Consider the following 25886-nt stretch of genomic DNA (forward strand, 5'->3'; position numbering starts at 1 on the left):
GAAAAACTTAAAACTTGCACTAAAAAACGAGTAGGAAATGTTTACGATTCCATACTCGTTTTTTACGCTTCTAGTAACTATTTAATTAAGTGTAACTTTTACTTCATTTCTTGTTTGAAAATAGTATCTTCTACATAAATTTGTTCTTTATCTACAGCAGTAGCATGAGTTAATACTAAACCGATTGGTGTTTTTGTATCTTTATTTTGAACAATTGTAAAAGGAACATTTTTTTCGTTTGCTAATTTAATGTATTTTGATAAATGTGGGTAAGCAATGCCACCATTTAGGAGGAGTTGTAATGATTGAGAAGGGCGCATGCTACCCGCCACTTCAGAGTATACATTACTTTGCATTACTTGACCGATCGTTAAAGCGATTTCCACACGCTCACGTAATGTAGTTAAATACATATTACGTTCTTCTGGTTTGTTTTGCTTTTGGCCGTAAATGCCTTCTTGGAGATAATCTTCCACATTTTTATTTACCATATTTTTCACACCTTTCATTTTCTATTGTACGCAAGAATTAAAAATGATGCAAAAAAAGTCGTTTTGACTACGGAAATAATGAAAATATGTGAAGGAAAAAGGGGATTTGCATACAATTAGTTAAATAAGAAAGAAAAAATAATTTTATCAACAGAAATTAACAAAATGTGACAAAAATCTATTAACGAATCGTATTTTTTGTGTTAATATTCAAAATATAAAGGGTATTCGTCGTATGGAAATGGAGGGAATGGAGGTTTTTCCAATCGATAAGGATATTAAAGAAATATTTTGTTCACACTTGAAAAACAATAGGCACCAATTCGTAGAGAACTGGAAAAACAAAATGATAATTTCCGAAAAAGATCCATTTAAACTAGAAGTAGTTCAAAATGGAGAGGATTTACTAGAGTTAATTATCGAACTTACTATGGAAGATAAAGATATAAATTATCTTCAACCGTTATGTGAGAAAATTGCTATTGAACGTGCTGGAGCAGATGCGAATATTGGAGATTTTGTTTATAACGCAAACGTGGGAAGAAATGAACTTTTCGAAGCGATGTGTGAATTAGATGTTAGTGCTCGTGAATTGAAACCAATTATGGCAAAAATACATACTTGTTTTGACAAATTAATTTATTATACCGTTTTAAAATACTCGGAAATTATATCGAAGAATTTAGAGGAAAAACAGCAATATATTAACGAAACACATAAAGAAAGACTGACGATTTTAGGACAAATGTCAGCTAGTTTTGTACATGAATTTCGTAATCCGCTTACTTCCATTATGGGGTTTGTCAAATTATTAAAGGCAGATCATCCGAGTTTATCGTATTTAGATATTATTTCGCATGAATTAGATCAATTAAATTTTCGTATTTCGCAATTTTTACTCGTATCAAAAAAAGAAATGTGGAATGAATCGGAACGGTTTTGGCTTAATGACTTGTTTCAAGACATTATACAATTTTTATATCCGAGTTTGGTCAATGCGAATGTTTTGATTGAAAAGAATTTACCGTATCCAATTCCGCTTGTTGGTTATCGAAGTGAAGTGAGACAAGTATTTTTAAACATATTAATGAATTCAATTGATGCTCTTGAATCAATGAAAGAAGAACGAAAAATTATCATTGATGTATTTGAAGAAGATCAAGCTATTCGAATTGTGATAAAAAATAATGGACCAATGATTCCAGCTGAAAATGTAGAAACGATTTTTGAACCATTTGTAACTACTAAAAAGTTAGGAACTGGTATTGGATTATTTGTATGTAAACAAATTGTGGAAAAACATAATGGATCCATTATGTGTCGATCAGATAACGATTGGACAGAATTTCAAATTGCATTTCAAAAATAAACAGTCTACACCAAATGAATGGTGTAGACTGTTTTAATTTGTGAGTATAACGGCTTCTAATTTAGGATCTTTAGTTGAATAACCTACTATTGAAATTGTATAAATAACATTTGGTTCAACATTGAATTTCGGTATAGTCAATAAAACGTTTTTATTATCTGCGAGTGAAATTTCAATATCTGCTGTACCAGGGCTAACTTGCAAAAAATCTGTTATTTGTTTAAAGAGTACATTTTCAAATAAATGATCTCCATCTTTTAAATCTACATTTACAACAGGGGTATCTGGAGAGAAATGTGCAAACCGTATTTTTGCTTGACCAGCTGGTAAATGTGTATTATCAAGTATAGGCTGTAATTGTAGGTGATTATCACTATTTATTGCAGCAAGAGTGTAAGTATGATTTCCCATTATTGGTACCAACGCTGAAAAGATTGGAGTTTCATTTCCGACAGGAACAATGTCTATACGGTATTTACCTTGCACTAATGATAAATAAGGGCTGAATTGCTTAAATGAAATATTTTTAATAACCTTTTGTCCGTTTACTAAAATGTCAACTGCTGGTATATTTGGATCGGCATGAAAAATTCTTATATGTGACGGTAAAGCAGCTTCTTGTGAGTCTCTTGTTTCATACGCCTGTACAAGTTTTGATAGTGCATCGTAATATTTCATATATAATTCTATATATTTTTTAGGATTACGAAACTGATAGTAACGTGCGAGCTGTTCGTATTGCGTAACTTCTTGTCCATATTTTTCGATTTCAGATTGAGACATGAACATTCCTCCTTTGTCATCATTAAAACTATATGCGAAGCAAGAAAGCGGTTATGCAAAAAAAAAGATTTTATAAGGGGAAAATTAAAAATTGACAACAAATATGTTGTCATAAAGAGGTGCTGGTGCTTACGAGAATTTCGTAGAGTAAAGCAGTACATATGACTGCACGAAAGTAAAATAAATTCCAAATTGAAAGTGTATTTCAATTAACATATTGAATACATGTCCAAAAATCGCTAGAAAACTAGGGATTTTTTTAATTATAGGCAAATACACATACAAAGTGATAATTGTCCTACATAAATTATAAAGGAAAGATAGTTTGAATCTGAGGAAAGGGGTGCCACTTCGGGATAGAGATATCCTGATAGTAATTGTGATGTGAATGAAGTTATGAAAAGGTTTTGTGTTATAGGCTGTAGGATGAATTTGTAAACTTCATTTTTCTATTTATTTTAGCAATTGACAGTATTAACCCATAAGAGAGCGTCATGACGAACTGATTAGTGTGGTTAATCGGTTCTTTTTTTATAGTTTAAAAATGAAAAGTTTACATATTAAATATGAATCTGAATTGATTAGTAAGGTGGGGTGTCGAAATTTGTTTTAAAATATGCAATTTAAAGTAGGATAATAGGAAGGAGTTTAACGGGAGTTCCGTCGAAGTGTACAGAATGTCGGTATTTAAGGACAGCTGGCATTATGCTATAAAAACATTTGGTGATGCAGTCATTTCATATAAAAGGGAGGGTTATTTGGGCGTATAGAAAAGGGTTGGTCTTCGTTTTATAGTTCTGAATTTTCTGTTTTATAAATATTTTTAAGCACTCATTTGTATATTTTATAATAGTTTTTTGATAAATTCACTGCTTTTGCAGAGGATTCTTTTTTATGAAAGAAACGTCAATTTTCTTCATATATATATACAAATTGGAGAAATGGGGGAGCGCTATGCGCGATTACTTAATTAAACCACTTGTTGGTCAGCCGTATCCAATGATTTCACATGGAAAAGGTGTTTATTTGTATGATCAAAATGGCAATAAATATTTTGATGGTTCGTCAGGAGCAATTACGGCAGGTATTGGGCATGGCGTAAAGGAGATTGCAGACGTTATTAAAAAGCAAGCTGAGGAGATTGCTTTCGTTTATAGATCACAGTTTACGAGTGAACCAGCTGAAAAATTAGCGAAGAAGTTAAGTGATTTAAGTGTAGGAGATTTGAACTGGAGTTTTTTTGTAAATAGTGGTACGGAAGCGAATGAAACAGCTATGAAAATTGCAATTCAGCATTTTCAAGAGCGAGGTATTCAAGGGAAACATAAAATTTTATCAAGATGGATGAGTTATCACGGTATTACGATGGGTGCTTTATCGATGTCTGGTCACCCACTACGTAGACAACGTTTCGTATCTATTTTGGAAGATTATCCGACTATACCAGCTCCATATTGTTTCAGATGTCCTGTTCAAAAGGTATATCCAACTTGTCAGCTGGCATGTGCGACTGAACTAGAAAGATCAATTGAAAGAATTGGTGCAGAGCATATTGCTGCTTTTATTGCTGAGCCGGTTATTGGAGCAGCTGGAGGCGCGGTTGTTCCGCCGAAAGACTATTATAAAGTCATTAAAGATATTTGTAATCATTACGATATTTTATTTATTGCGGATGAAGTAATGACTGGGCTTGGTCGTACTGGAGCATGGTTTGCGATGGAGCATTGGGGCGTAGAGCCGGATATTATGACACTTGGTAAAGGATTAGGAGCGGGATATACACCGATGGCAGCTACAGTTGTAAGTGATCGTGTTATGGAACCAATATTACGCGGATCACGTTCAGTAATGAGTGGTCATACGTTAAGTGCAAATCCATTGTCTGCAGCAACGGCTTTAGCTGTTATTGAATATATGGAGAAACATAATCTCCCTGAAAAAACAGCAGAAAAGGGAGATTATTTAATAAAGGGCTTGCAGAAAGTTCAGCAACAATCGACAATCATTGCTGATGTGCGCGGAAAAGGGTTGCTAATCGGAGTAGAATTGCAACCGTTTACAAAAGCGTCGGAGCTTATTTCAGTTGCAGCTAAAAACGGCCTGCTTTTATATCAAGCAGTTTCAGGGCAAGCAGGAAAAGAAGATAGTGCACTGCTTGTAGCACCGCCAATGACAACTACATATTCCGAGTTAGATGAATTACTTTCAATTTTCTCTAAAAGTGTGGAAGAGATGATGCAAAAAGGAGGGCATAGTATCGCATGACAACTATTACAAATACATTCGGTAAATTAAAAGAAATTGAGGAAGTAATTTCTTTGTTCCATGATGATATGACATTAATGTTTGGGGGATTTGGAGGGATTGGATCCCCTCCATCTTTAATACAGGCAATTTTAGAAAAAGGCGTTACAAATTTAAATTTGATTGGAAATGACACTGGATTTCCTGATGTAGGTATCGGTCGTCTTGTTACAAATGAAAGAGTTAAATCACTAATTACTTCTCACATTGGCTCCAATCCAAATGCAGGAAGGCAACTAAACGAGGGAAGATTACAAATTGAGTTTTCTCCCCAGGGAACATTAGCAGAGCGCATTCGCGCTGGTGGCGTTGGTCTTGGTGGTGTTTTAGTTGATGTTGGTGTTGATACAATTGTGGAAGAGGGAAAACGAACAGTTGAAATGAATGGTAAGACCTATTTAGTTGAAACAGCATTAACTGCTGAAGTTTCAATTGTATATGCAAAGAAGGCAGATCCGTTTGGTAACCTTGTATTTGACAAAAGTGCACGAAATATGAATCCTCATGTAGCTATGGCTGGGGATATAACAATTGTAGAAGCAGAAGAAATAGTCCCGCTTGGAAATTTAGATCCAGAGGAAATTGTCGTTCCAGGTGTTTTCGTAAATTATATTGTACCGTCGGAAGGAGTGAACTGGAGATGGGTATGGGCGTAGAAGTGAGGGATAAGATTGCTAGGCGTGCGGCGAAAGAAATACAAAATGGTATGATTGTAAATTTAGGTATTGGCATACCATCGCTTGTACCAAATCATTTGCCTGACGATATAAATGTTATGTTTCATGCGGAAAATGGAATCGTGGGCATGGGACCAACGCCAAGTAAAGGGAATGAAGACGAAAATTTGTGTAATGCAGCAGGTTTACCAACTTCTCTTATAACAGGAGCGAGTTATTTCGATAGCTGCACAGCGTTTGGGATGATTCGAAAAGGTTTGCTAGACATAACGATTCTTGGTTCATTACAAGTAAGTGAAAATGGTGATTTAGCAAACTGGATTGTACCTGGAAAACGTGTTCCAGGTATTGGTGGAGCAATGGATTTAGCACAAAAAGCGAAGCGGGTCGTTGTTGTGATGAATCATGTTGATAAGTACGGAAATGCAAAAATTGTTTCAGAGTGTACATTGCCATTAACTTCAAAGAAATGTGTAGATTTAATTATTACTGATATGGCAGTCATGGAGGTAACTCCGAGTGGACTTATATTACAAGAATTAATGAGCCCATACACAGTAGAAGATGTAAAACGACATACAGAAGCTGATTTTCAAATTAGTTCTAACTTACTAGTAATTGAATGAAGGGAGATGTAATATATGGAGCAATTAAAAAAGCAAGTTTGTGATTATATTGAGAGCCATGAAGAGGAAAGTGTGAAATTTTTAAAACGATTAATTCAAGAAAAGAGCGTATCTGGTGATGAAAGCGGTGCGCAGGCAATTGTGATTGAAAAATTACGTGAATTAGGTTTAGATCTCGATATATGGGAGCCCTCCTTTTCTAAAATGAAAGATCACCCTTATTTTGTATCACCCCGTACAAGTTTTTTGAATAGCCCAAATATTGTAGCGACTTTAAAAGGAAGTGGCGACGGGAAATCTATGATATTAAATGGGCATATTGATGTAGTTCCAGAAGGGGATGTGAATCAGTGGGAACATCACCCTTATAGCGGTGAGAAAATAGGGAATCGTATATATGGCCGTGGAACGACGGATATGAAGGGCGGAAATGTCGCACTTATGCTTGCGATGGAAGCGATCATTGAATCTAGCATTGAATTAAAAGGAGACATCTATTTTCAAAGTGTAATAGAAGAGGAAAGTGGCGGAGCAGGGACATTAGCAACTATATTACGAGGATATAAGGCAGATGGTGTCATTATTCCAGAGCCTACTAATATGAAGTTTTTCCCGAAACAACAAGGTTCCATGTGGTTTCGTCTACGTGTAAAAGGGAAAGCTGCACACGGTGGAACGCGCTATGAAGGGGTTAGTGCAATTGAAAAAAGTATGTTTGTTATAGAACATGTAAGAAAGCTAGAGGAGAAAAGAAATAGTCGAATTATAGATCCGTTATTTAAAGAAATTCCGATTCCAATTCCAATTAACATTGGGAAAATTGAAGGAGGGAGTTGGCCAAGTTCTGTTCCCGATGAATTAATTTTAGAAGGAAGATGCGGTGTTGCGCCGAATGAGACTATAGAGGCGGCAAAAGAAGAGTTTGAGAATTGGATTGCTGAATTAAATGATGTGGACAATTGGTTTGTTGAAAATCCAGTAGAAGTAGAATGGTTTGGAGCGAGATGGGTTCCTGGTGAACTAGAAGAGAATCATGAACTCATTACAACACTTCATCATAACTTTGTTGAAATCGAAGGGAACGAACCAATTATTGAAGCATCTCCGTGGGGGACTGATGGAGGTTTATTTACACAAATTGCAAACGTACCAACAATAGTCTTTGGTCCAGGAGAGACGAAAGTAGCACACTATCCAAACGAATATATAGAAGTTGATAAAATGATAGCTGCCGCAAAAATTATTGCATGTACATTACTAGATTGGTGTGAGGTGAAAAAATGAAATACTATGAATCTTTTAGAGAACAGACGAATTGTTATACAGTAGAAGGCGTTTTAGATTATTTTAATAAGCGTATTCGGGTAGATCACTATACAGGAAATGTTGAAAGTATTATACAGACAATTGACGAACTAGCAGAGAAACATTCTTTCACTAAATGCATTATTAAAGGAAAGGGAGAGCATGTTTCAACATGGCTCTCTTTCGGTTTTTTGTTGGAAGCAACGATACCTCATTATTTTCAAGGACACGATGCATACTTTTTCGTGAAATATAATAATGATGAAAGACGAAATAGTATGCATTGGACTGAGGAAGATACTATATTAAGCGGTGTAAAAGGAAAAGAAATAAAAGAAAAAGTAGTTCCAGAGGAATTTTTGCTGAGAAAAGCGACTGAAGAAGATGCAGAAGAATTAGCAACTGTATTCGGAAAAGTGTTTGAAGTGTATCCGACACCTTTAAATGAAGCGAGTTATGTATTACAGACGATGAAAGAAGACGATACAATTTACTACGTATATGAATTTGAGGGGAAAATTATTAGTACAGCATCTGCAGAAATGAACATAAAGGAAGGGAATGCAGAATTAACGAATTGTGCTACTTTACCTGAATATCGTAAACATGGATTTATGAAAAGTTTACTAATTAAATTAGAGGAAGAACTTCGAGAAAGATCTATTTTCTGCTCCTATACAATTGCTCGATCGCTTTCTTTCGGAATGAATGCTGCCTTTCATCAATTAGGCTATACGTATACAGGAAGACTGGCAAATAATTGCTACATTTTCGATAAGTTGGAAGATATGAATATATGGGTGAAAGATCTATCTAGCTATTCGAAAGCAGTAAAACTTCCGCTTCAAAATTTGGCTGTAAAGCAAAACAGTTAGGCGGAGCTGGGTGTTTGAAAAAGCCGTACTAATTAGAGTTTCGAGTTATCTAATGAAAATATAAAATTGATTAAAATTATAGAACGGAATCGTCATGCTTACAATCGCACATAGGTGTGCCGAAAATTCGGCATGTAATTGCTGGATTTTCGGCAAGAGGGGGGATGACATTGCTAGCAGTTTCGACACAAGAAGTCATTGAAGCGATTTTGGGCAGTATTGATGAGGCTATACACGCTGTAGATGAAAATGGAATTACAATATTTTATAATTCTGTAGCTGCAAAACACGATGGATCGAAGATTGAAAAAGTGTTAGGGAAACATCTGTTAGAAGCGTTCCCGTCTTTATCAAGGGAAACGAGTACATTGATGAAAGTACTAGATACAAAAAAACCTATCGTACATCAGGTACAACATTATCAAAATTTAAATGGTGAAGATGTTTGTACAGTAAATACGACGTTACCTATTTTTATAGATGGGAATATTGCTGGGGCTGTTGAAATTGCAAAGGATTACTCTACAATTCAAAAACTTACTGACACAATTGTTGACTTACAGTCGAAAATAAAGCGATCATCTAGAAAAAAAGTGATTAAAAAGCACGCTGCATTTGAGACGATAGTGACAAATGATACGCGGTTTAAACAGACGAAAGAGTTAGCACAAAAAGTAGCACCAACAGACGCGAATGTTTTAATATATGGTGAAACAGGAACAGGAAAAGAACTGTTTGTACAAGCAATTCATGAAGCTTCTAAAAGAAAAAACAAGCCATTTATTGCACAAAACTGTGCAGCTTTACCAGAGTCGCTATTAGAAAGTTTATTGTTTGGAACGACAAAAGGAAGCTATACGGGAGCGATTGAAAGAGCTGGGCTATTTGAACTTGTTGATGGTGGTACATTATTTTTAGATGAACTGAATTCAATGCCTCTTGATTTGCAGGCAAAAATGTTACGAGTGTTAGAAGATGGAGTCATTAGAAGAATTGGTGATAATAAGACGAGAAAAGTAGATGTTCGTGTTATTACCGCAATGAACCAGCCTCCAGAAATATGTTTACGAGAGAATAAAATTCGCACTGATTTATATTATCGCTTAAACGTATTTTCATTATATATCCCACCGCTTCGTGAAAGAACTGAGGATGTACTATTATTAGCATCTTATTTTTTGAAAGAATATAATAAAAGTTATAAAAAAGGTGTACTTCAAATTGATGAGGAAGCGAAAGATAGACTGCAAGCTTATCAGTGGCCTGGAAATGTCCGGGAGTTAAAACATACGATTGAACATGCTGTTATTATTGCAGAAGGGAATACATTAACAGCCAATTGTTTACCACGTACATTTCGGAAAGAAAAGTTTTCGAAGAAGAAGGGTATAATGCCACTTAGAGAAGCACTTCATCAAACAGAAAAAGAATTAATAGATCAAGCGTTGATTGAAACGGAAGGGAATATACTACAAGCCGCAAAAATGTTGGGTATCCCTCGTCAAACGCTTCAATATAAACTGAGCAAGTACGACAAAACCGCCGAATAATCGGCGGTTTTTGTGTGTTTGCACCAATAAAAGAGCGTTTACATATATAAAAAGTAATGAATATGATGTTAAGTATTGATTTCATACAACGCTTAAAAATATTTTTTTGCTTATGTAATAGGGTTCTCCGCACATTTACTTATCAACAATGCAAAGTTGGCATAACTATTGCTTATATAAAGGATGAGCGTATAAAAAGGGGGAATAGCAATGTTACATGATGTATACAAACCAAATCGTCACTGGAAGGATATCGAATTATGGAAAGATGTTACTGAAGAGCAATGGAATGATTGGGTTTGGCAATTAACGAATACGATCAAAACGTTAGATGACTTAAGAAAAGTGATTAACTTAACACCTGAAGAAGAAGAGGGCGTTAAAATTTCAACGAAAACGATCCCGTTAAACATTACACCGTACTATGCTTGGCTAATGAATCCTGATGATCCACGCTGTCCGATTCGGATGCAATCAGTACCGATTTCGGAAGAGTTATATAAAACAAAATATGATTTAGAAGACCCACTTCACGAAGACGAAGATTCACCAGTTCCAGGGCTAACACATCGTTATCCGGACCGTGTACTATTCTTAGTAACAAATCAATGTTCTATGTATTGTCGTTACTGTACACGTCGTCGTTTTAGTGGACAAATTGGAATGGGTGTACCGAAGAAACAATTAGATGATGCAATTGCTTATATTCGTGAAACGCCACAAGTACGAGATGTATTAATCTCCGGTGGTGACGGACTTCTAATTAACGATAAAATTTTAGAATATGTATTAAAAAATTTACGAGAGATTCCGCATGTTGAGATTATTCGTATCGGAACGAGAGCACCAGTAGTATTCCCGCAACGTATTACAGAAAACTTATGTAACATTATTAAAAAATACCATCCAGTATGGTTAAATACACATTTCAATACATCTATTGAAATTACTGAAGAATCGAAAAAGGCATGTGAAATGTTAGCGAATGCTGGTGTTCCAGTCGGAAACCAAGCAGTAATTTTAGCTGGTATTAACGACAGCGTTCCAATTATGAAAAAACTTATGCATGACTTAGTAAAAATCCGTGTACGTCCATACTACATTTATCAATGTGACTTATCTGAAGGTATCGGTCACTTCCGTGCACCAGTATCTAAAGGTCTTGAAATTATTGAAGGTTTACGTGGACACACATCTGGTTATGCTGTTCCGACATTCGTTGTTGATGCGCCAGGTGGAGGCGGTAAAATTGCACTTCAGCCAAACTATTTAATCTCACAAAGTGCAGATAAAGTTGTACTTCGTAACTTTGAAGGTGTTATTACGACGTATCCAGAGCCAGAGAGCTATATTCCAGGAAGAGCGGAAGGATACTTTAAAGAGATTTATCCGAACTATGAAGAAAAACGTTCAGATGTTGGTATCGCAGGTCTTATGAGCGATAAGAAATTTAACCTCGTTCCAGACGACTTACAGCGTATGAACCGTCGTAAAGACTACGAAGATAATGATACTCATGCATCTTTAAAAGATAAACGTGATAAGCGCGATCAATTAAAAGATAAAAAATATCAAGCACAAATGGCTAAATTAGAAGAAAACGACAAAAAAACTGAGGGTGATGCAGTATGAATTGTATGTGGTGTGACAGTACAGAAGCGAAAGAAAGCTTGAATACTGTATATTGGGAATTACCAGATGGTACGAAAGCCATTGAAATCCAAGAGACACCATGTATTTCTTGTTCCTCGTGCGGGATGGACTATCAATCAGACCATACAGTAAAAGAAATTGAAGATCAATTATTCTTAATTTACACGAAAGATTTACCAAAACAACTAACATATGAAGAATTAATGGGAAGACCGCGTCTATTAAAAAGAAATTATTTCGACTTTTAACCAGCTTTTATGCTGGTTTTTTTCTTTTTTGCCTTGTATAATGTACCCAAGTTAGAAAGGTAGGGAATATTTTTGAAAAAGACATTTTACCATTATATGATGAAGCATCGTGCAGCTTTATTTAGAAATGAAATTTCAGATTTAGCAGAGGCGATGTATGATGATTTAAGTTTTCCGAAGCAATCTGAAGACTATGATGAAATTAGTTTATACTTAGAGTTGAGCGGAATGCTAGAAAGTATGTCTATATTTGATGAAGCCTGGGATTTATACATACAAGATAGATAAAAACTATTTGAAAACATACAGAATACATTACTTTATTTAAAGTGAAGTATTCTGTATGTTTTTTTATTATGAAATTTGTTGATTTGAAGCTAGTCTAGTTACTAGCTTTTGTTTGAGTGTAATGTAAATTTTATAAGATTATATTTTTTATTGAAAAAATTTATGAATATAAGCTTCTGTGATAAGCGTTTTTATGTAGGTTGCATATACTGATATCAAAATCACGACGTCAAAAAAAGGAGAGATAGAGATGGCAAGAAAAAAACAACCTAAATACAACGTAGGGGACATAGTCGTGATTACGCTATATGGAACCGTTGGGAAAATCACAAATATGAAGGTTTTAGATGGAGTTTATGTATACGAAGTCAATAATCACGATGGCTTTTACGTAGAGCAAACATTGCAGCACGTTACAGAGCAAGATATGAAAAAGGGCGATACGGAGTGGATTGAATTAAATTATAATTTCACGTTTGGTGATCTTGTGCAAGTAACTGGATATGATAAAGATGTTTTCCGTATTGTTGGTTTTCGTACAGAAGTATGGAGATATAAGAATGACGCATGGGAAGATACAATTTATGAATTGTCACGGATTACGGATGGTGAATGGTTAGAAGCGGATGAATCAGATTTAACGTTACTCGCCAATGCTCAAACGGCAAATACAATTTTGAAGAAAATGAAACAAGATAAAGCAGGTATGAATAAATTGGATTTAGGAAAGTTAAAGTCAATTAACAACTCGAAAAAAGTGAGTGTTAAGACGAATCGTCAAGAAATCATTGATGGATTACTTGACATTTATAACGATTATCAATTATTGTTCGATACATTTAAAGATGAAGAATATAAAATTGTAATGGATGTTGTTCATAATTATTTAGTTAAATTGACAGAGAAAAAATAGTTAACTAGAAAGAGAGAATAAATTGAACAACAACATATGCAGTATAAGGTATGCCTACAACTATTAAAAAAATAAAAAGCCACTTTATAAGAGAGTCTGCCCATTGATCTTCATGCATGAACTCTTCTTTTGTTTGTCCTACTTCATATTGATTTTCCATTATTATTTCCCCCTTTGAATAGCTTGTACTACAATCGTATGCATCTCGTCCAAAGCTTATGACTTATAAAAAAATAAAATCTATTTTTCTAATCTCATATACATAATTTTGAGATTTTTTCATAAAACAGAAATAAAGGAGTGATGCTCATGAAGGAAATTGAAGTCGTGATTGATACGGAAGAGATTGCGGAGTTTTTTTATGAGCAACTAATTGAAAGAGGGTACGTCCCAAAACGAGAAGAAATTGAAGATCTCGCAGATATTACATTTGAGTATTTATTAGAGAAATGCATGATTGATGAAGTTTTTGATGAAGAGGATGAATGAAAGTAACGACGGGCATAACTCGTCGTTTTTTACTCTTTACAAACCTGTCACAAATATAGTCAATAATTATTGGTATAATGAAAAGGAAATTTTACTCAAGAGGTGAAGGAATGTTCAAAAAAATTATTGATTCTTTATTAGGAAAGAAAAAATATCGTTCGTATTCAAGTAGTGATTATCGTCGTAGAGGGCGCTCGTATTCAAGTAGCGATTATAAACGACGTTCATCTGGTTATGGACATCAACATTATAAAAGAAAACGTAAAAGCCGTAGCTTCTTTTCAAGTAGCTGATGAAATGGCGTCGTGTACTAGCATTATTTGATAGACCACTGCGAAAAAATACAATTGTTGCAGAGCGTTATAAAATTGAATCAGTAATTGGAATGGGCAGTTATGGGGTTACATATGTCGTTAATGATTTGCAAATAAATAGATATAAAGTCTTAAAACAATTAAGACAAAGTAAACAAAGATATGAGTCTGGTAGAAAATCATTTGAACAAGAGAAAATGATTTTACAAACATTAAATCATCATGCAATTCCTAGTCTATATGATCATTTCATATGGGAGAAAAAGAGCTTCTTTGTGATGGAGTACATGCCTGGTAAAAATTTTGAAGATTATATTTTCATAGATGGGTATGTATATACAGAACGTGAAGTTTTTGAGATTTTATATGAAATATTAGAAATTGTATCGGTGTTTCATAGTGAAGGCATTATTCACCGAGATTTACGCATTCCAAACATATTAATGAAAGAAAATCAAATTAGTATTATTGATTTTGGATTGGCTAAATGGAAAGGTGAGGATGATGAGCGAGCTACAATTTACGAAGGTGAACAAGCTTTGATGCGAGAAGTTCAATTTCGTAGCGACTTTTATGCGCTCGGTCATTTCTCATTATTTTTATTATATGCAGGATATGAATCTAATGAAAAACAGGAAAAACCATGGTACGAAGAATTAACTTTGGAACATTATAATCGCGAAATGCTTATGCGAATGTTACAAATAAAAACGCCGTACTATGAGAATGTACAAGATTTAAAACAAGATGTAGCTTCTGCTTTAGAAAGGATGGAGACTCCATGTTTCAAAAGTTTTTAGCAAGCGTTGGTATTGGAAGTGCAAAGGTAGATACTGTTCTTGAAAAAGATGAGTATATTGTTGGGGAAGAAATAGTTGGAAAGGTTCATATAACTGGAGGTTCAGTTAGCCAACAAATTGAAAGCATTTACTTAACATTATCGACGTCGTATGTACGAGAAGTGGATGATAAAAAAGTAACAGCAACATATGATTTAGAGCGAGTACGCTTAACCGAACCTTTTTCTGTAGAACCGAATGAAACAGTTGACATTCCATTTTCTTTTCCAATGCCAATTGAAGCACCACTTACACTTGGTATGAAAACGGTTTGGATTCATACAGGTCTTGATATTAAACGTAGTATAGACCCAAGTGACCGCGACTACGTTCAAGTGTTACCTAATGCATTATTAAGTAGTGTTTTAGATAGTGTAAATGAATTAGGGTTTAAAGCACGTCATATAGAATGTGAAGAATTACCGCACCGATTACGTAAACAAGTTCCATTCGCACAAGAATTTGAGTTTATTCCGGTTTCTGGAGAGTACTACGGCAGATTAGATGAATTAGAATTATTAATTTTGCCACGTGCATACGACCGATTAGAAATAATTATGGAAGTAGATAGAAAATCACGTGGATTAGCTGGTTTATTCGCTGAGGCACTTGATCTTGATGAGAAGGTTATTCGTTTCACTGTAACAAGAGAAGATATCCCTGAGATGAAGCAAAAAATTAATAATTATATTTTTTAATAAACTATGCATAAAAAAGAAATGGAGAGGAAAACTAAAACAACCGCTCCATTTTTTTGCATAGTGAGGTTATGTATGTGAAACGATATCGACATTTATACTTGCTAAGTTTTACGTTACTCATTTGTTTTGTCGTATTATCACTTTCGTATCATACCGCTTGTATTGAGAACTTTGACAATATAGTCGCACATTTTATTCAAAGCTTTCGAAACGATTATTTGACGACCTATTTTACTTGGGTGTCTTTTATCGGTTCCAAAAGAATATATTTTCCATTACTCATTATTCTTGTAATGTATTTTCTCGTTAGAAAAAAGTTGCTTAGTGCGTTGCTTCTAACAATTAATTACTACGGATCACGTTATTTAAACAGTATGCTTAAACTATGGTACGAACGAGCAAGACCTGATGTCACCCAGCTTGTTACTGCAACTGGATATAGTTTTCCGAGCGGTCATACGATGAATGCTACTGCTTTTTTAGGATTTATTGCATACGTCACAATTACTGAAGAGCGTATTTCGTTGCATAAAAAATTGTTAATTATTCTTATAGCAAGCTTTGTTGTATTATCTATTTCAGTTAGCCGAATATATCTTGGCGTGCACTATCCATCTGACATATTAGCAGGATGGGCAGCTGGTGGTAGCTGGCTCGTTTTATGTGTTATATTCCATAAAACGTTCATAAAAAAAGAACCTATGTCATAATAGGTTCTTTTTTCATTGGCTCAACATGAATGTGTGCATGGTAAATTCCAAACTTTTTGCGAAGCATAGCTTCGATGTTGTCGGTAATACAGTGACTTTCTCCAACATCCATGCGAGCATCTACTTCAATTGTAATATCAACGTACGTTTGATTCCCGTACATACGTGCTCGAATATCTACAATGTTTTCCACACCGCCAATATGCTCAATAGCATCAGCGTATTCTTCCATTTTATCAGGATCAATTCCATCTGTAAGCATATGAGAAGATTCTACGAAAATCTCCCATGCAGTTTTACAAATAATAAGACCGACAATTAAAGCGGCAATAGGGTCTAAAATAGGCATTTGGAACTGAGAACCGACAATACCTACTACAGTACCAATACTTACGAGTGCATCTGATAAATTATCCTTTGCAGCGGCTTCTAATGATTTACTTTTTGTTCGTGCTGCAATTTTTTTCGTATACAAATACACGCAATACATAACGACAGCAGAAAATAAAGCAACCCATGCAGCGAGTACATTAGGCGCTGCTTGTTTCGGATTTAAGAAAGATTGAATGGCACTAATAACAACTTCTAATCCGACTGTTGCCATAATGAAGGACGCAACAAGTGATGCGATTTGTTCAGCCCGCGAATGCCCATACGGATGATCTGGGTCACGAGGTTTACGAGATATTTTTAGACCAATTAATATCGCTAAAGAAGCACCGATATCCGTTAAGTTATTTAAACCGTCAGCACGTAATGCGCTAGAGAGGGTAATATAACTGATGATGATTTTCATAGAGGATAAAAATATGTAGGCCATAATGCTGACAATAGCGCCTTTATCAGCTTCTTTATGAGAAAGAGTATCCATTTTAATCACTCACCTTTCTTTAAAGGAATTTCTTTCTATAAATAGAGTATCAAACGAAAGTCGTGTGGGTCTATACAAACATTGTTGACGTTTTATAGCTTTTTAAGAAGGGGATAACAAAGTTTCGTGAAGGAAAAATATGTTGAAAAGTACAAAGTCAGGGTGTAAACCGAATTGGAGTTTATTTACTAAAGAGAGAGGAGGGGAGATGGATCAAGAAACGAATACTTTTCTTACTACATATTATTCTTATCATGACAAGGTGTAATTCATTAAACGAGGAAAAACGTCAAAAGATAATTATGAAAGCAGATGAAAGCCCTCTGAAAAATATTTTCCAGAGGGCTTTCATCTTAGTATGCTTCTAAAAACTCAGTAACTTGCTCTTCAGTTTTTGCATTAGCACTATGTAAGTGGCCTAGCTTCTCACCGTTTTGGTATACAAGTAAACTTGGAATACCCATTACTTGATACTCTTCAGCGATACTTGGAAACTCATCTTTATTAATAGAATACCATTCAAATTTATTGAACTCTTCCATTACATCTCCGATAAAGTTGTCCATACGTACGCAATCTGGGCACCATGTAGTAAAGAACTTAACAACTACTGGCTCCTCGCTTGCGATGATGTCTTTGAATTCTTGTTCTGTTTTAATTTCTTTCATAAGTAAAACTCCTTTCAATATCACACGAATTTATATGCAAAATTCGTATTTGCAAACATGTTGCAAACTTATTATTTGTTTTTTAGTTTTGTAGTTCGTTCACACTTATAAAATTGTATGTAACATGACTGCGCTACTAAGTGTGAAAATAACGGAACCTCACTTTTCTTTATAAGCTTTTTCCAGGATTGTGTCAAACTTTTGAATTTTATACAGAAATTAAAGAAGCCCAAACTTTGATTAAGTATGGGCAGAGTGACTAAAATTAATCGCTTATTAATTTCGAATAAATATTTAAATCGATAAGCTTTTCAGCTAATTTTTCGCTCTTTCTCAGAGTACCTTCAAAAGTAAAGTTTAATTTTTCTAATACTTTTATGGAATTTACATTTGCAGGTTCAACTTTTACAAAAATTGAATCAGGTTAGAAATTATATGGTTGTAATGGGAATTGAGGGATATGAATAAAAAAATTGTATCCCGCATTAACGGGCAGTAAGACCCCCACTGATTAAAGTTTCACTTTATTAGGGATTTGCCTTAAACATTTATTACAGTCAAGAATATTTATAATAATATGAACTAAAAAAGGTCCAATTTTTGTAATGTTGGAGGGGAGTATTGTGGACATAACTCAAAGCGTGGCAAGAATAGTGGTTAATGGGAAAGACCTTTCTTTCACTTCAGTTCAAACCTCTGCATGGAATCATGGACCTGTAAATGATTTAATCGTTACGACGAATCAGAGAGTGAATGAGCTTTATCAATTCATGTGGTCACAAGTACCGGTTACGATGTCGGTATATTTTCTTCAAGGGGCGGATTTACTTAGATTCGTTAGGGTTGCTGGAATTGATGAGCGTGTAAACGGAGAATATGTATATCATTTCATTTGGTAATAAGAAGAATTAAAAGTAGTCTAGCAGCTACTTTTTTATTTTATCATTTGAATATAAGCGAGCGAACTAGCATTATAGTACCAATGAAATAAAGAATCATAATATAATGTGTAACAAATTATACGGAAGTGAGTTGAAAATTATGTTTTATTCATATATTAATTCTGAAGCTGGCATGCGACCAGCGTATGGTACGTCTATAACGTATAGTGGAGCACAAAGTACAGTTCAAGCTATTCAACAAGCATTGCAAATGCAACAACAAATGCAGCAGCAAGGAGTACAACCATATTACTCATCCGTAGAGTATTTTTATCCAGTACATCATGTTACACCGTACGGAAGTTCTTTTCTTACTATTCCATATGGAACTATATACAACTTATAACTAGTAAGGAATGAAGTGGTTTATATAAATAAGGGTGCAGATTAATAGCGCCCTTATGAATAAGAAAAATAGCTAGTCCAAACCTTATAAATCAATCTTACATAATATGTAGTAATAAGTTTGAAAGGGGAATTAGTATGTCTTGTTATTACTACTGTAAGTATTGTAAGGAGTATAAAAAGAAGCATCATGATTGTTGTAAGAACATTAGTAAGTGTCATGATAATAAGGACAATCTTGTTAGAGCATCGGCATTTAGAGCTAGAAATACTGTGAATCAAAATGTTCCTGCTAATACTTTTGTGAAAGTGTTATTTCAAAATGAACAATTTGATTTAGCGAATGAGTATAATCCAGCAACATCTATTTTTACGCCGAAGACTAAAGGAGTATATTCTATTATTGGAACGATTGGTTTCTTTCCAAATGATCCAACTTTAAATTATAGAGCGCGTGTAGAAATTCGTGTGAATGGAAACGCAGCGATAGCTATAGATAATGACTTTTTTGGTCCAATAAGTTTTGGAAATGTCGTAAGTGTTTCGACGATTGTTCAATTGAATGCAGGGGATGAAGTTGAGATTTATGCACAAAGTAGTATAGATGGGGTTTTAAGTCCTTTAGAAGATGGGGCACATTTTGAAGCGGCAAGATTTCCTTCTCCAACTAAATAAAACTGATCATTAAATGTTTTTTAGTAGGTTTAGTTAATCCCCTTACCAAATGGTGGGGGATTATTATTGTTTTTCTAGAATATATAAGTAAACAGGTGAAGTGTAGTTTAATTTGTAGAGGTTTCAACCTTCTTCAGATAATAAACAGAATAATAAGTAACATGCTTGTGAAAACTCATTGTTAGTAAGTTTGCTAGTTTTCTTATAGAACAAGAAAGACGGAATACATAAAAGATCGTATCGTTACGTTTTTTCTTTACTATATAGAAATTATATATTGAACATAGATTTGTGTAGGGAATCCTAATACACTGAAAAGAATAACATAAAGGCGATTACACTATATAAAAACAAAATCAATCCTAAGATGAGTAGTATTGGATGCAACTTGAACATATTTGACCTCCTTGAGTATATAAAGAATTTTAATATATTGTTGGTCAATTTAGAAGGGGGACGGTTACATAAAAAAAGAGCATACATAAAAAGTATGCTCCAAAGAAAGATAGGTTTTATGAGTGGATAATCTCCATACGATAATATATGTTCTATTAATAAAAACGTGTAAAAAATCAATGAATTATCAATGGAATATCATAAAATGAGTAATTTTAATTTAGGAATGCAGTTATTTTCTTTCTCAGTTATCTTTAGGTAACAAAGTTGTGAAAATCGTGCATTATGCGGACTAACAACGGGATAACGATCGTACTTCAGTTACATATTTCTTAAAGTCTGGATATTGCGTGATAGTTTGACATTTAGGGGTGCATAGTTGATTAATTATAGACACATTTGTAATTACTTCGTTACAAGGACCGAAAAATGTAACTTTTAGTTTTGAATTTGGTGGGATTTTAAACACGATAGGTTTTTTTTCCATGAAATCAGCTCCTAATATTGAGTGTTATAATTTAAAGGATATAGAGTCGTATTAGTATAATATGAAATTTCAGTTGATTTGCTTATAATAAAGAATTTTATAGTAGTAAAAGTGATTAAAGATGTAAAGGGGAAATTGAGAATGCGAAATAAAATGTTTAATTAATATAATCAATAAATACGAAAATGAATAATATAACTAATGCATTTTTTAGTTTGTTACATATTATGTTAGTAAGAATGGTATAAGGAGGTAGTATATAGTAGTGGAAGAAAATGTACAAGCTCAGCTTTCGCCACCGTGGATCACATATTTTAATGAATTAAAAAATTCAATAGGTGCTGATCCAACTGTAACAGTTGGGCCACTTATTCCTGTTGGTGGTAATTATATTATTTTAGTGCATGCGTTAAGCAACGAAAAAGCGAGAGCATTAGCAACGCTTTTAAAATCTTTTGTACAATTTGGGAATGTAAGTGTGACAGTTATTGTAACGAATAATGAGAATGAAATTGTAAATCCATTTCCTTGTCCACTAGATGCATTTGAAATAGCTCATTTGTTTCAAGTAGCACTAGAAAATAATCCTTATTTTGAACAAGTTGTGGTACAGCCTCAGTTCCCTGGCGGACCGAATGTTGTCTTTCCGGTTTTCGCTGCGAAAGTCATTCAGTTTTTCAATGACGACATTTCTAACTTATGTCAAACGTTTACAGGTGTTGCTGCCAATGTATTTCGTGATGTAATGAATGATGAGATTTGTGGTATACCAATTCTATTTTCCACAAGTTGTGTTATGAGTAGTGAAAATCAAGAATTGCAAAATACACATTTAGCACCAAAGTTGTTTTATTAAACTGTAAAAAGACATTTTCATTAATAGAAAATGTCTTTTTTATGCACCAATAGTGTTCAGGTTGGAAAATTGTGATTTAAAAGGAGTAAACTTCAATTAATTAAAATTTTTCTAAATCTCAAATTTCATGTAAAGGTAGTAATTTTGACTTAAGAATATATAGAAAATGAGGGATGAAATTTTTTAGTTGAAAGGAAATTGATACTGAAAGTTATAACTTAATAATATAGGGGGTTTTTTCTAATATATGTAAAAATGATTGGTAGGACGAGATTACATAATAAATGAATAGTAGGGTGTATTTCGAATATTTTATGTGGCAAACATGTTAAAACTAATAGAAATATTTCTGAAAGAGAATATATTTTGAAAAACGGTAAAGATTCTTTTTACTTATATTATAGATAGCTAGTTTTAGAGAGCTGAGGCTTACAATAAAACTAGCTATGAATAAGACATTAAAAAGGAGCTGGAATGTATGGGGTATATTGTAGACATTTCAAAATGGAATGGAACTATCAATTGGGATATTGCAGCATCACAGCTAGATTTAGTGATTGCTAGAGTTCAAGATGGCTCTAATACGGTGGATTTTATGTATCAAAATTATGTTAGTGAAATGAAAAAGCATAGTATCCCATTCGGTAATTATGCTTTTTGCCGTTTTATATCTATTGCTGATGCAAAGAAAGAGGCACAAGATTTTTGGAATCGTGGTGATCAATCTGCTAAGTTTTGGGTAGCGGACGTAGAAGTTCAAACGATGGTAGATATGCAAGGCGGGACACAGGCATTTATTGATGAATTACGCCGTTTAGGTGCGGAAAAAGTAGGATTATATGTAGGGCATCACACGTATCTATCATTTGGAGCACGTAATATTGAAGCTGATTTCGTATGGATCCCTCGTTATGGAGGGAATAAGCCAGCATATCCATGCGATATGTGGCAATATACGGATTCAGGGAATGTTCCTGGGATTGGGAAATGTGATCTGAATCGATTAGTAGGAAATAAGTCACTTTCTTGGTTTATAAATTCGAACAAAGCAAATCAATCTAACATAGTGTATACACAGCAAACGAATGGCATTGGTATTGCAGTTTCGAAATATCCTGATGGATATGGAATAAATTTATATGAAAACCCCATGAATCCCCAATTTACAGGTACACTCACTCAGAAAATTCCATATTTAATCTTAGCAGGTTATTGGGGAGGCGGTGAGCAAGATATGATTTGTTTAGGGAACGATAAGCAGTGGGTATATTTAAAACATTTTAATGTGAAATGGTTTTATGCAACTTCAAAATATCCTGTCGGTTACGGAGTAAATTATTATGAAGAGCCTGAATGTATGAATTATAAAGGAAACATAGATGGATCGACATCTTTTCGAGTGTGGGGTAGAGTGGGAAATGCGGTAGATATCGGGCAGAATAGTTGGATACCTGAAAAACATGTAATTATTAAGCAACTATAGAAGCTATATTTTTTTGAGAATTATATAAAGAGTCTTCTTACTATGCATAGTAAGAAGACTCTTTATATTTAAAAATGAAAATACATGATACATAGTCAACTCATATGAAATGAATTACATGTAGAAAACACACTGTTTTCACAATGACTGTGTATAGTTAATTTGCATAATGATAAAAGTGAGGTATTTGAATTGAAAAAGAAGAAAATATTTATTGGAACAATTATTTCATGCATGATGCTAGCATTATCTGCATGTGGTTCCTCAGACAACGTAGTAACATCAAAAGTAGGAAATGTTACAGAGAAAGAATTAAGTAAAGAATTACGACAACAATATGGAGAAAGTACTTTATATCAAATGATGTTAAGTAAGGCATTGCTAGATAAATATAAAGTTTCAGATGAGGAAGCAAAAAAGAAAGTAGAAGAAGCAAAAGATAAAATGGGTGAAAACTTTAAAGCGACTTTAGAACAACTTGGGTTGAAAAATGAAGATGAATTAAAAGAAAAAATGAAGCCAGAAATTGCATTTGAGAAAGCGATTAAAGCAACAGTTACAGATAAAGATGTGAAAGATAACTATAAACCAGAAATGAAAGTAAGTCACATTTTAGTGAAAGATGAAAAAACGGCTAAAGAAATAAAGGAGAAAGTAAATAATGGTGAAGATTTTGCTGCCTTAGCAAAACAGTATTCAGAAGATACTGGTTCAAAGGAACAGGGCGGGGAAATATCTGGTTTTGCCCCTGGGCAAACAGTGAAAGAATTTGAGGAAGCTGCGTATAAATTAGATGCAGGCCAAGTAAGTGAGCCGGTTAAAACAACTTACGGTTACCATATTATTAAAGTGACGGATAAAAAAGAATTGAAGCCATTTGATGAAGTAAAGGATAAAATACGTAAAGATATAGAACAACAAAGACTACAAGATACGACAGGTAAATGGAAACAACAAGTAGTCAATGATTTATTGAAAGATGCTGATATTAAAGTGAATAATAAAGAATTTAAAGATACATTTAAATTTCTAGAAAAGAAATAATGACTGTAATCATAATTAGAAAAGGGAACTCATATAGAGTTCCCTTTTCTAATTAGTGTGTGAGTTATAAATAGATAGTAAGACAATACAATATTACATTTAAATATTAAGAATTACAATGGAAAATTATGGATTATAATTATTTCAACGAAAGTGAATATTCTACGGTTTTCATTATGCAAGTTTATTACATATATTTACTCTTTAATAATGGATATCGAACATAATTTAAAAAATAATACATATAATGTTTTTGAATAAATATTTAACATGGATAATTAGTAAAAAGCTGAGCATTCGATTGGAAAGGATGTTCTTTTTCATATGAAAATTTTAGGATAAAGAATGAATCGTTTTAAACGCGTCATTTACCACATCAATAAATTAAGGTGGTGGAGAATATATGAAAGTAATCTTTCAAGGAGAGGGCGGCGCGAAAATTTTTGAGTCATATGATGAAAATGTAAGTGATTTATTAGCTATATTAAAAGAAACGAAAGGGATTAAAATCGGGATGGTTGAGTATAAAGTGTTAAAGTACGAACTTAATTATTTTCGTCATCCGAAAAAAGCGGATACAGAGAGAGAGTTACATATAATAGTACAACCTAAGTATATGTAATAAAATATAATAATAAAAATCATTGATTCAGTTTTGTAAAGTTCCATAGAGTATGTAAGAAAAGAGAGTGTTGTAAATGCTCTCTTTTCTTATGCTTTGTGAGTTCGTTCATCATAGTATATGTTTTCAGTTATAGATGGTTAATAAACGATAAAAATTTAAAACCTTTTCGTTTAGGCAGGGATTTTATATTTGAGTAAATAAATATACTATGAAGTATTTTTTTTACGAATACTGGAGGAGTATAAAATGAGTTTAGCAAGTTACATAGGCTGTAATGTAGAAATTCCGTTAACGGATCCGGATTCTAATAATCTAATTGTTTTTGGACCGTGTTTTTCAGATGAAAGTATGCTTGAAATTGTACAAGATTATCAATTCTAAACAAATTACACATATGAGGTTTCAACTAGTTGGGGAATTGAACTTGTCGAGTGGCAAAATGTAAAGGAAAAAAAGAAGCGAAAGAAAAACTTTTAACTTTATGCAAGATTATGGAAGGTTATTTGGAAGATGGAGACTATTTCGAATTATTTAGTTGTTGGGTTGGTGATGAAGATAAGGAACGAGTAGGGGAATTGAACTTAAAAATAAATCATTTTAATATAGATGAATTATGTATTCCAGAAAGAACATTAGTTAGGATAGAAAAATAAGCTTTGAAATATTTTTTAGAAAAGGGCGATTTCACTTTGGGTGAAGTCGCCTTTTAGTTGTTATATGCATGTTATATAAGAAATGAGAAGTTTATTTGATAAAGGAAAAAAGTATGGAGATAAATAAAATTATGTTTTTTGTTAAGAAATAATAAGTATGGCTCTTCTCAAAAGAACGTAAGTTCGTGTATAATAAGAACGAATGTTCTTTTGAGAGGTAACCTAATTATAGTTTAGAAGTAAATCCGAGTTTAGTAAGTATTAAAAATAACTAAGGGATAGTATGGCTAAATAAATGTATAAATGATCAAGGAGATAAAAAATGAACGATGTAAAGATACAAAAAGAAGAAAGAGAGTGGGTTCTGTTTACAGTAATGTCCGAACAACTTTTAAATATGAGAAAGATTATTGGAGAGAAATTAAAAGTACAAAAACCGCTTTTAACAAATGAAGCAAAAGAGAGAATTTCTGATAAATTATTAACGTCATTATTGTCTGAGAAAGAAATATTGGTAACATATTTTGAAGATGGTTACATACTAACAAGCTACATGACTGTTGTACATATCAATCCGGTAAAACAAATTGTAATTTGTACAGACGCCTTTTATAAAACTTACGTATTTAACGCTATGGATATTATTGAAATAACGTAAAAGAAGCTGAATATTAAATGGCAGCTTCTTTTATTTCTGGTTTATGAGA

The 25886-nt window shown here is 33.6% G+C and carries 30 protein-coding genes and 2 pseudogenes; 25 read left to right on the forward strand and 7 right to left on the reverse strand.

All coding sequences use genetic code 11. The features are described from left to right. Positions 1 to 98 precede the first annotated feature (98 nt). On the reverse strand, positions 99 to 491 hold the full coding sequence (locus tag MHB52_RS11915; RefSeq protein ID WP_000247557.1) for a YueI family protein: 393 nt from the start codon (positions 489 to 491) through the stop codon (positions 99 to 101). A 235-nt stretch (positions 492 to 726) separates the two neighbouring features. Here MHB52_RS11915 and MHB52_RS11920 point away from each other — a divergent pair, with 235 nt between their 5' ends. Then, positions 727 to 1860: a BA2291 family sporulation histidine kinase gene (locus MHB52_RS11920; protein WP_000425086.1), complete on the forward strand. Its 1134-nt coding sequence runs from the start codon at positions 727 to 729 to the stop codon at positions 1858 to 1860. A gap of 33 nt (positions 1861 to 1893) precedes the next feature. On the opposite strand, the gene MHB52_RS11925 is transcribed toward MHB52_RS11920, so the two are convergent. Then, positions 1894 to 2643: a DUF4397 domain-containing protein gene (locus MHB52_RS11925; protein WP_000083284.1), complete on the reverse strand. Its 750-nt coding sequence runs from the start codon at positions 2641 to 2643 to the stop codon at positions 1894 to 1896. 954 nt (positions 2644 to 3597) lie between these two features. Between MHB52_RS11925 and MHB52_RS11930 the strand changes: the two genes are divergently transcribed. The 10 genes from MHB52_RS11930 (at position 3598) to MHB52_RS11975 (ending at position 13082) form a co-directional block, all read left to right on the forward strand. Beyond that, positions 3598 to 4908 carry an aspartate aminotransferase family protein gene (locus tag MHB52_RS11930; protein WP_001205897.1) on the forward strand — a complete coding sequence of 437 codons (1311 nt, stop codon included), beginning with the start codon at positions 3598 to 3600 and terminating at the stop codon, positions 4906 to 4908. After that, the gene (atoD, locus tag MHB52_RS11935) at positions 4905 to 5603 is read left to right on the forward strand and encodes an acetate CoA-transferase subunit alpha (RefSeq protein WP_016117749.1); all 699 of its coding nucleotides are present in this window, start codon (positions 4905 to 4907) and stop codon (positions 5601 to 5603) included. Before MHB52_RS11930 ends, atoD begins: the two co-directional genes overlap by 4 nt. Further along, on the forward strand, positions 5588 to 6250 hold the full coding sequence (locus MHB52_RS11940) for a CoA transferase subunit B (protein ID WP_000525278.1): 663 nt from the start codon (positions 5588 to 5590) through the stop codon (positions 6248 to 6250). Before atoD ends, MHB52_RS11940 begins: the two co-directional genes overlap by 16 nt. 15 nt (positions 6251 to 6265) lie before the next feature. Continuing rightward, positions 6266 to 7534, forward strand: a complete 1269-nt coding sequence (locus MHB52_RS11945; protein WP_000436685.1) for a peptidase — start codon at positions 6266 to 6268, stop codon at positions 7532 to 7534. After that, positions 7531 to 8430: a putative beta-lysine N-acetyltransferase gene (gene ablB, locus MHB52_RS11950; RefSeq protein ID WP_000878596.1), complete on the forward strand. Its 900-nt coding sequence runs from the start codon at positions 7531 to 7533 to the stop codon at positions 8428 to 8430. The genes MHB52_RS11945 and ablB overlap by 4 nt, the downstream gene beginning before the upstream one ends. A 164-nt stretch (positions 8431 to 8594) precedes the next feature. Next, positions 8595 to 9980: an arginine utilization transcriptional regulator RocR gene (gene rocR / locus MHB52_RS11955; protein WP_011110073.1), complete on the forward strand. Its 1386-nt coding sequence runs from the start codon at positions 8595 to 8597 to the stop codon at positions 9978 to 9980. A gap of 210 nt (positions 9981 to 10190) precedes the next feature. Next, complete coding sequence (gene ablA, locus MHB52_RS11960; RefSeq protein ID WP_000902142.1) at positions 10191 to 11612, forward strand: lysine 2,3-aminomutase; 1422 nt, start codon at positions 10191 to 10193, stop codon at positions 11610 to 11612. Further along, positions 11609 to 11881 (forward strand): YokU family protein, encoded by a 273-nt coding sequence (locus tag MHB52_RS11965; protein WP_000995763.1) that lies wholly within the window; start codon positions 11609 to 11611, stop codon positions 11879 to 11881. Before ablA ends, MHB52_RS11965 begins: the two co-directional genes overlap by 4 nt. Before the next feature lie 72 nt (positions 11882 to 11953). Next, the gene (locus MHB52_RS11970) at positions 11954 to 12169 is read left to right on the forward strand and encodes a YozE family protein (protein ID WP_016117750.1); all 216 of its coding nucleotides are present in this window, start codon (positions 11954 to 11956) and stop codon (positions 12167 to 12169) included. A 250-nt stretch (positions 12170 to 12419) separates the two neighbouring features. Then, positions 12420 to 13082 (forward strand): hypothetical protein, encoded by a 663-nt coding sequence (locus tag MHB52_RS11975; RefSeq protein WP_016117751.1) that lies wholly within the window; start codon positions 12420 to 12422, stop codon positions 13080 to 13082. A 4-nt stretch (positions 13083 to 13086) separates the two neighbouring features. Here MHB52_RS11975 and MHB52_RS11980 read toward each other — a convergent pair whose 3' ends face one another. Further along, positions 13087 to 13242 carry a DUF3930 family protein gene (locus tag MHB52_RS11980; RefSeq protein WP_000431486.1) on the reverse strand — a complete coding sequence of 52 codons (156 nt, stop codon included), beginning with the start codon at positions 13240 to 13242 and terminating at the stop codon, positions 13087 to 13089. 149 nt (positions 13243 to 13391) lie between these two features. Here MHB52_RS11980 and MHB52_RS11985 point away from each other — a divergent pair, with 149 nt between their 5' ends. The 5 genes from MHB52_RS11985 (at position 13392) to MHB52_RS12005 (ending at position 16135) form a co-directional block, all read left to right on the forward strand. Continuing rightward, the gene (locus MHB52_RS11985; RefSeq protein WP_000658451.1) at positions 13392 to 13571 is read left to right on the forward strand and encodes a YozD family protein; all 180 of its coding nucleotides are present in this window, start codon (positions 13392 to 13394) and stop codon (positions 13569 to 13571) included. A gap of 110 nt (positions 13572 to 13681) precedes the next feature. Further along, a complete protein-coding gene (locus MHB52_RS11990; protein ID WP_000473371.1) occupies positions 13682 to 13864 on the forward strand; it encodes a hypothetical protein in 183 nt (60 codons plus the stop codon). Continuing rightward, positions 13864 to 14685 (forward strand): serine/threonine protein kinase, encoded by an 822-nt coding sequence (locus tag MHB52_RS11995; RefSeq protein ID WP_016117752.1) that lies wholly within the window; start codon positions 13864 to 13866, stop codon positions 14683 to 14685. The genes MHB52_RS11990 and MHB52_RS11995 overlap by 1 nt, the downstream gene beginning before the upstream one ends. Continuing rightward, positions 14667 to 15422 (forward strand): sporulation protein, encoded by a 756-nt coding sequence (locus MHB52_RS12000; RefSeq protein ID WP_000486631.1) that lies wholly within the window; start codon positions 14667 to 14669, stop codon positions 15420 to 15422. The genes MHB52_RS11995 and MHB52_RS12000 overlap by 19 nt, the downstream gene beginning before the upstream one ends. Before the next feature lie 77 nt (positions 15423 to 15499). After that, a complete protein-coding gene (locus MHB52_RS12005; RefSeq protein ID WP_000833370.1) occupies positions 15500 to 16135 on the forward strand; it encodes a phosphatase PAP2 family protein in 636 nt (211 codons plus the stop codon). Here the strand turns inward: MHB52_RS12005 and MHB52_RS12010 are convergent. The 3 genes and pseudogenes from MHB52_RS12010 to MHB52_RS12020 form a co-directional block, all read right to left on the reverse strand. Further along, positions 16125 to 17006 (reverse strand): cation diffusion facilitator family transporter, encoded by an 882-nt coding sequence (locus MHB52_RS12010; RefSeq protein WP_000380385.1) that lies wholly within the window; start codon positions 17004 to 17006, stop codon positions 16125 to 16127. The genes MHB52_RS12005 and MHB52_RS12010 overlap by 11 nt on opposite strands. 353 nt (positions 17007 to 17359) lie before the next feature. Continuing rightward, complete coding sequence (locus MHB52_RS12015) at positions 17360 to 17674, reverse strand: thioredoxin family protein (protein ID WP_000658787.1); 315 nt, start codon at positions 17672 to 17674, stop codon at positions 17360 to 17362. A gap of 265 nt (positions 17675 to 17939) precedes the next feature. Continuing rightward, positions 17940 to 18089: pseudogene (locus MHB52_RS12020) on the reverse strand (GNAT family N-acetyltransferase); the annotation flags it as partial. Between the two features lie 208 nt (positions 18090 to 18297). On the opposite strand from MHB52_RS12020, the gene MHB52_RS12025 reads away from it, so the two are divergent. From MHB52_RS12025 to MHB52_RS12035, 3 genes are all read left to right on the forward strand, one after another. Further along, positions 18298 to 18573, forward strand: a complete 276-nt coding sequence (locus tag MHB52_RS12025; protein ID WP_000355691.1) for a hypothetical protein — start codon at positions 18298 to 18300, stop codon at positions 18571 to 18573. A gap of 142 nt (positions 18574 to 18715) precedes the next feature. After that, positions 18716 to 18961 carry a DUF3947 family protein gene (locus MHB52_RS12030; RefSeq protein ID WP_000500112.1) on the forward strand — a complete coding sequence of 82 codons (246 nt, stop codon included), beginning with the start codon at positions 18716 to 18718 and terminating at the stop codon, positions 18959 to 18961. 137 nt (positions 18962 to 19098) lie between these two features. Beyond that, on the forward strand, positions 19099 to 19635 hold the full coding sequence (locus MHB52_RS12035) for a C1q-like domain-containing protein (protein ID WP_001278086.1): 537 nt from the start codon (positions 19099 to 19101) through the stop codon (positions 19633 to 19635). A 688-nt stretch (positions 19636 to 20323) separates the two neighbouring features. Here the strand turns inward: MHB52_RS12035 and MHB52_RS12040 are convergent. After that, complete coding sequence (locus MHB52_RS12040; protein ID WP_000412557.1) at positions 20324 to 20518, reverse strand: hypothetical protein; 195 nt, start codon at positions 20516 to 20518, stop codon at positions 20324 to 20326. A 265-nt stretch (positions 20519 to 20783) separates the two neighbouring features. Here MHB52_RS12040 and MHB52_RS12045 point away from each other — a divergent pair, with 265 nt between their 5' ends. The 6 genes and pseudogenes from MHB52_RS12045 (at position 20784) to MHB52_RS12070 (ending at position 25837) form a co-directional block, all read left to right on the forward strand. Further along, positions 20784 to 21374, forward strand: a complete 591-nt coding sequence (locus MHB52_RS12045) for a hypothetical protein (protein WP_016117753.1) — start codon at positions 20784 to 20786, stop codon at positions 21372 to 21374. A gap of 478 nt (positions 21375 to 21852) precedes the next feature. Next, positions 21853 to 22857: a glycoside hydrolase family 25 protein gene (locus MHB52_RS12050; protein WP_016117754.1), complete on the forward strand. Its 1005-nt coding sequence runs from the start codon at positions 21853 to 21855 to the stop codon at positions 22855 to 22857. A 192-nt stretch (positions 22858 to 23049) separates the two neighbouring features. Beyond that, a complete protein-coding gene (locus MHB52_RS12055; protein WP_061663299.1) occupies positions 23050 to 23901 on the forward strand; it encodes a peptidylprolyl isomerase PrsA in 852 nt (283 codons plus the stop codon). 403 nt (positions 23902 to 24304) lie between these two features. Further along, positions 24305 to 24523: a hypothetical protein gene (locus MHB52_RS12060; RefSeq protein WP_000864279.1), complete on the forward strand. Its 219-nt coding sequence runs from the start codon at positions 24305 to 24307 to the stop codon at positions 24521 to 24523. Between the two features lie 249 nt (positions 24524 to 24772). Further along, positions 24773 to 25179 (forward strand): annotated as a pseudogene (locus MHB52_RS12065) (hypothetical protein). 322 nt (positions 25180 to 25501) lie between these two features. Then, positions 25502 to 25837, forward strand: a complete 336-nt coding sequence (locus MHB52_RS12070) for a YolD-like family protein (RefSeq protein ID WP_016117757.1) — start codon at positions 25502 to 25504, stop codon at positions 25835 to 25837. Positions 25838 to 25886: the final 49 nt, after the last annotated feature.

Source organism: Bacillus sp. FSL K6-0073 (genome assembly GCF_038006085.1).
Classification (GTDB): Bacteria; Bacillota; Bacilli; order Bacillales; family Bacillaceae_G; genus Bacillus_A; species Bacillus_A cereus.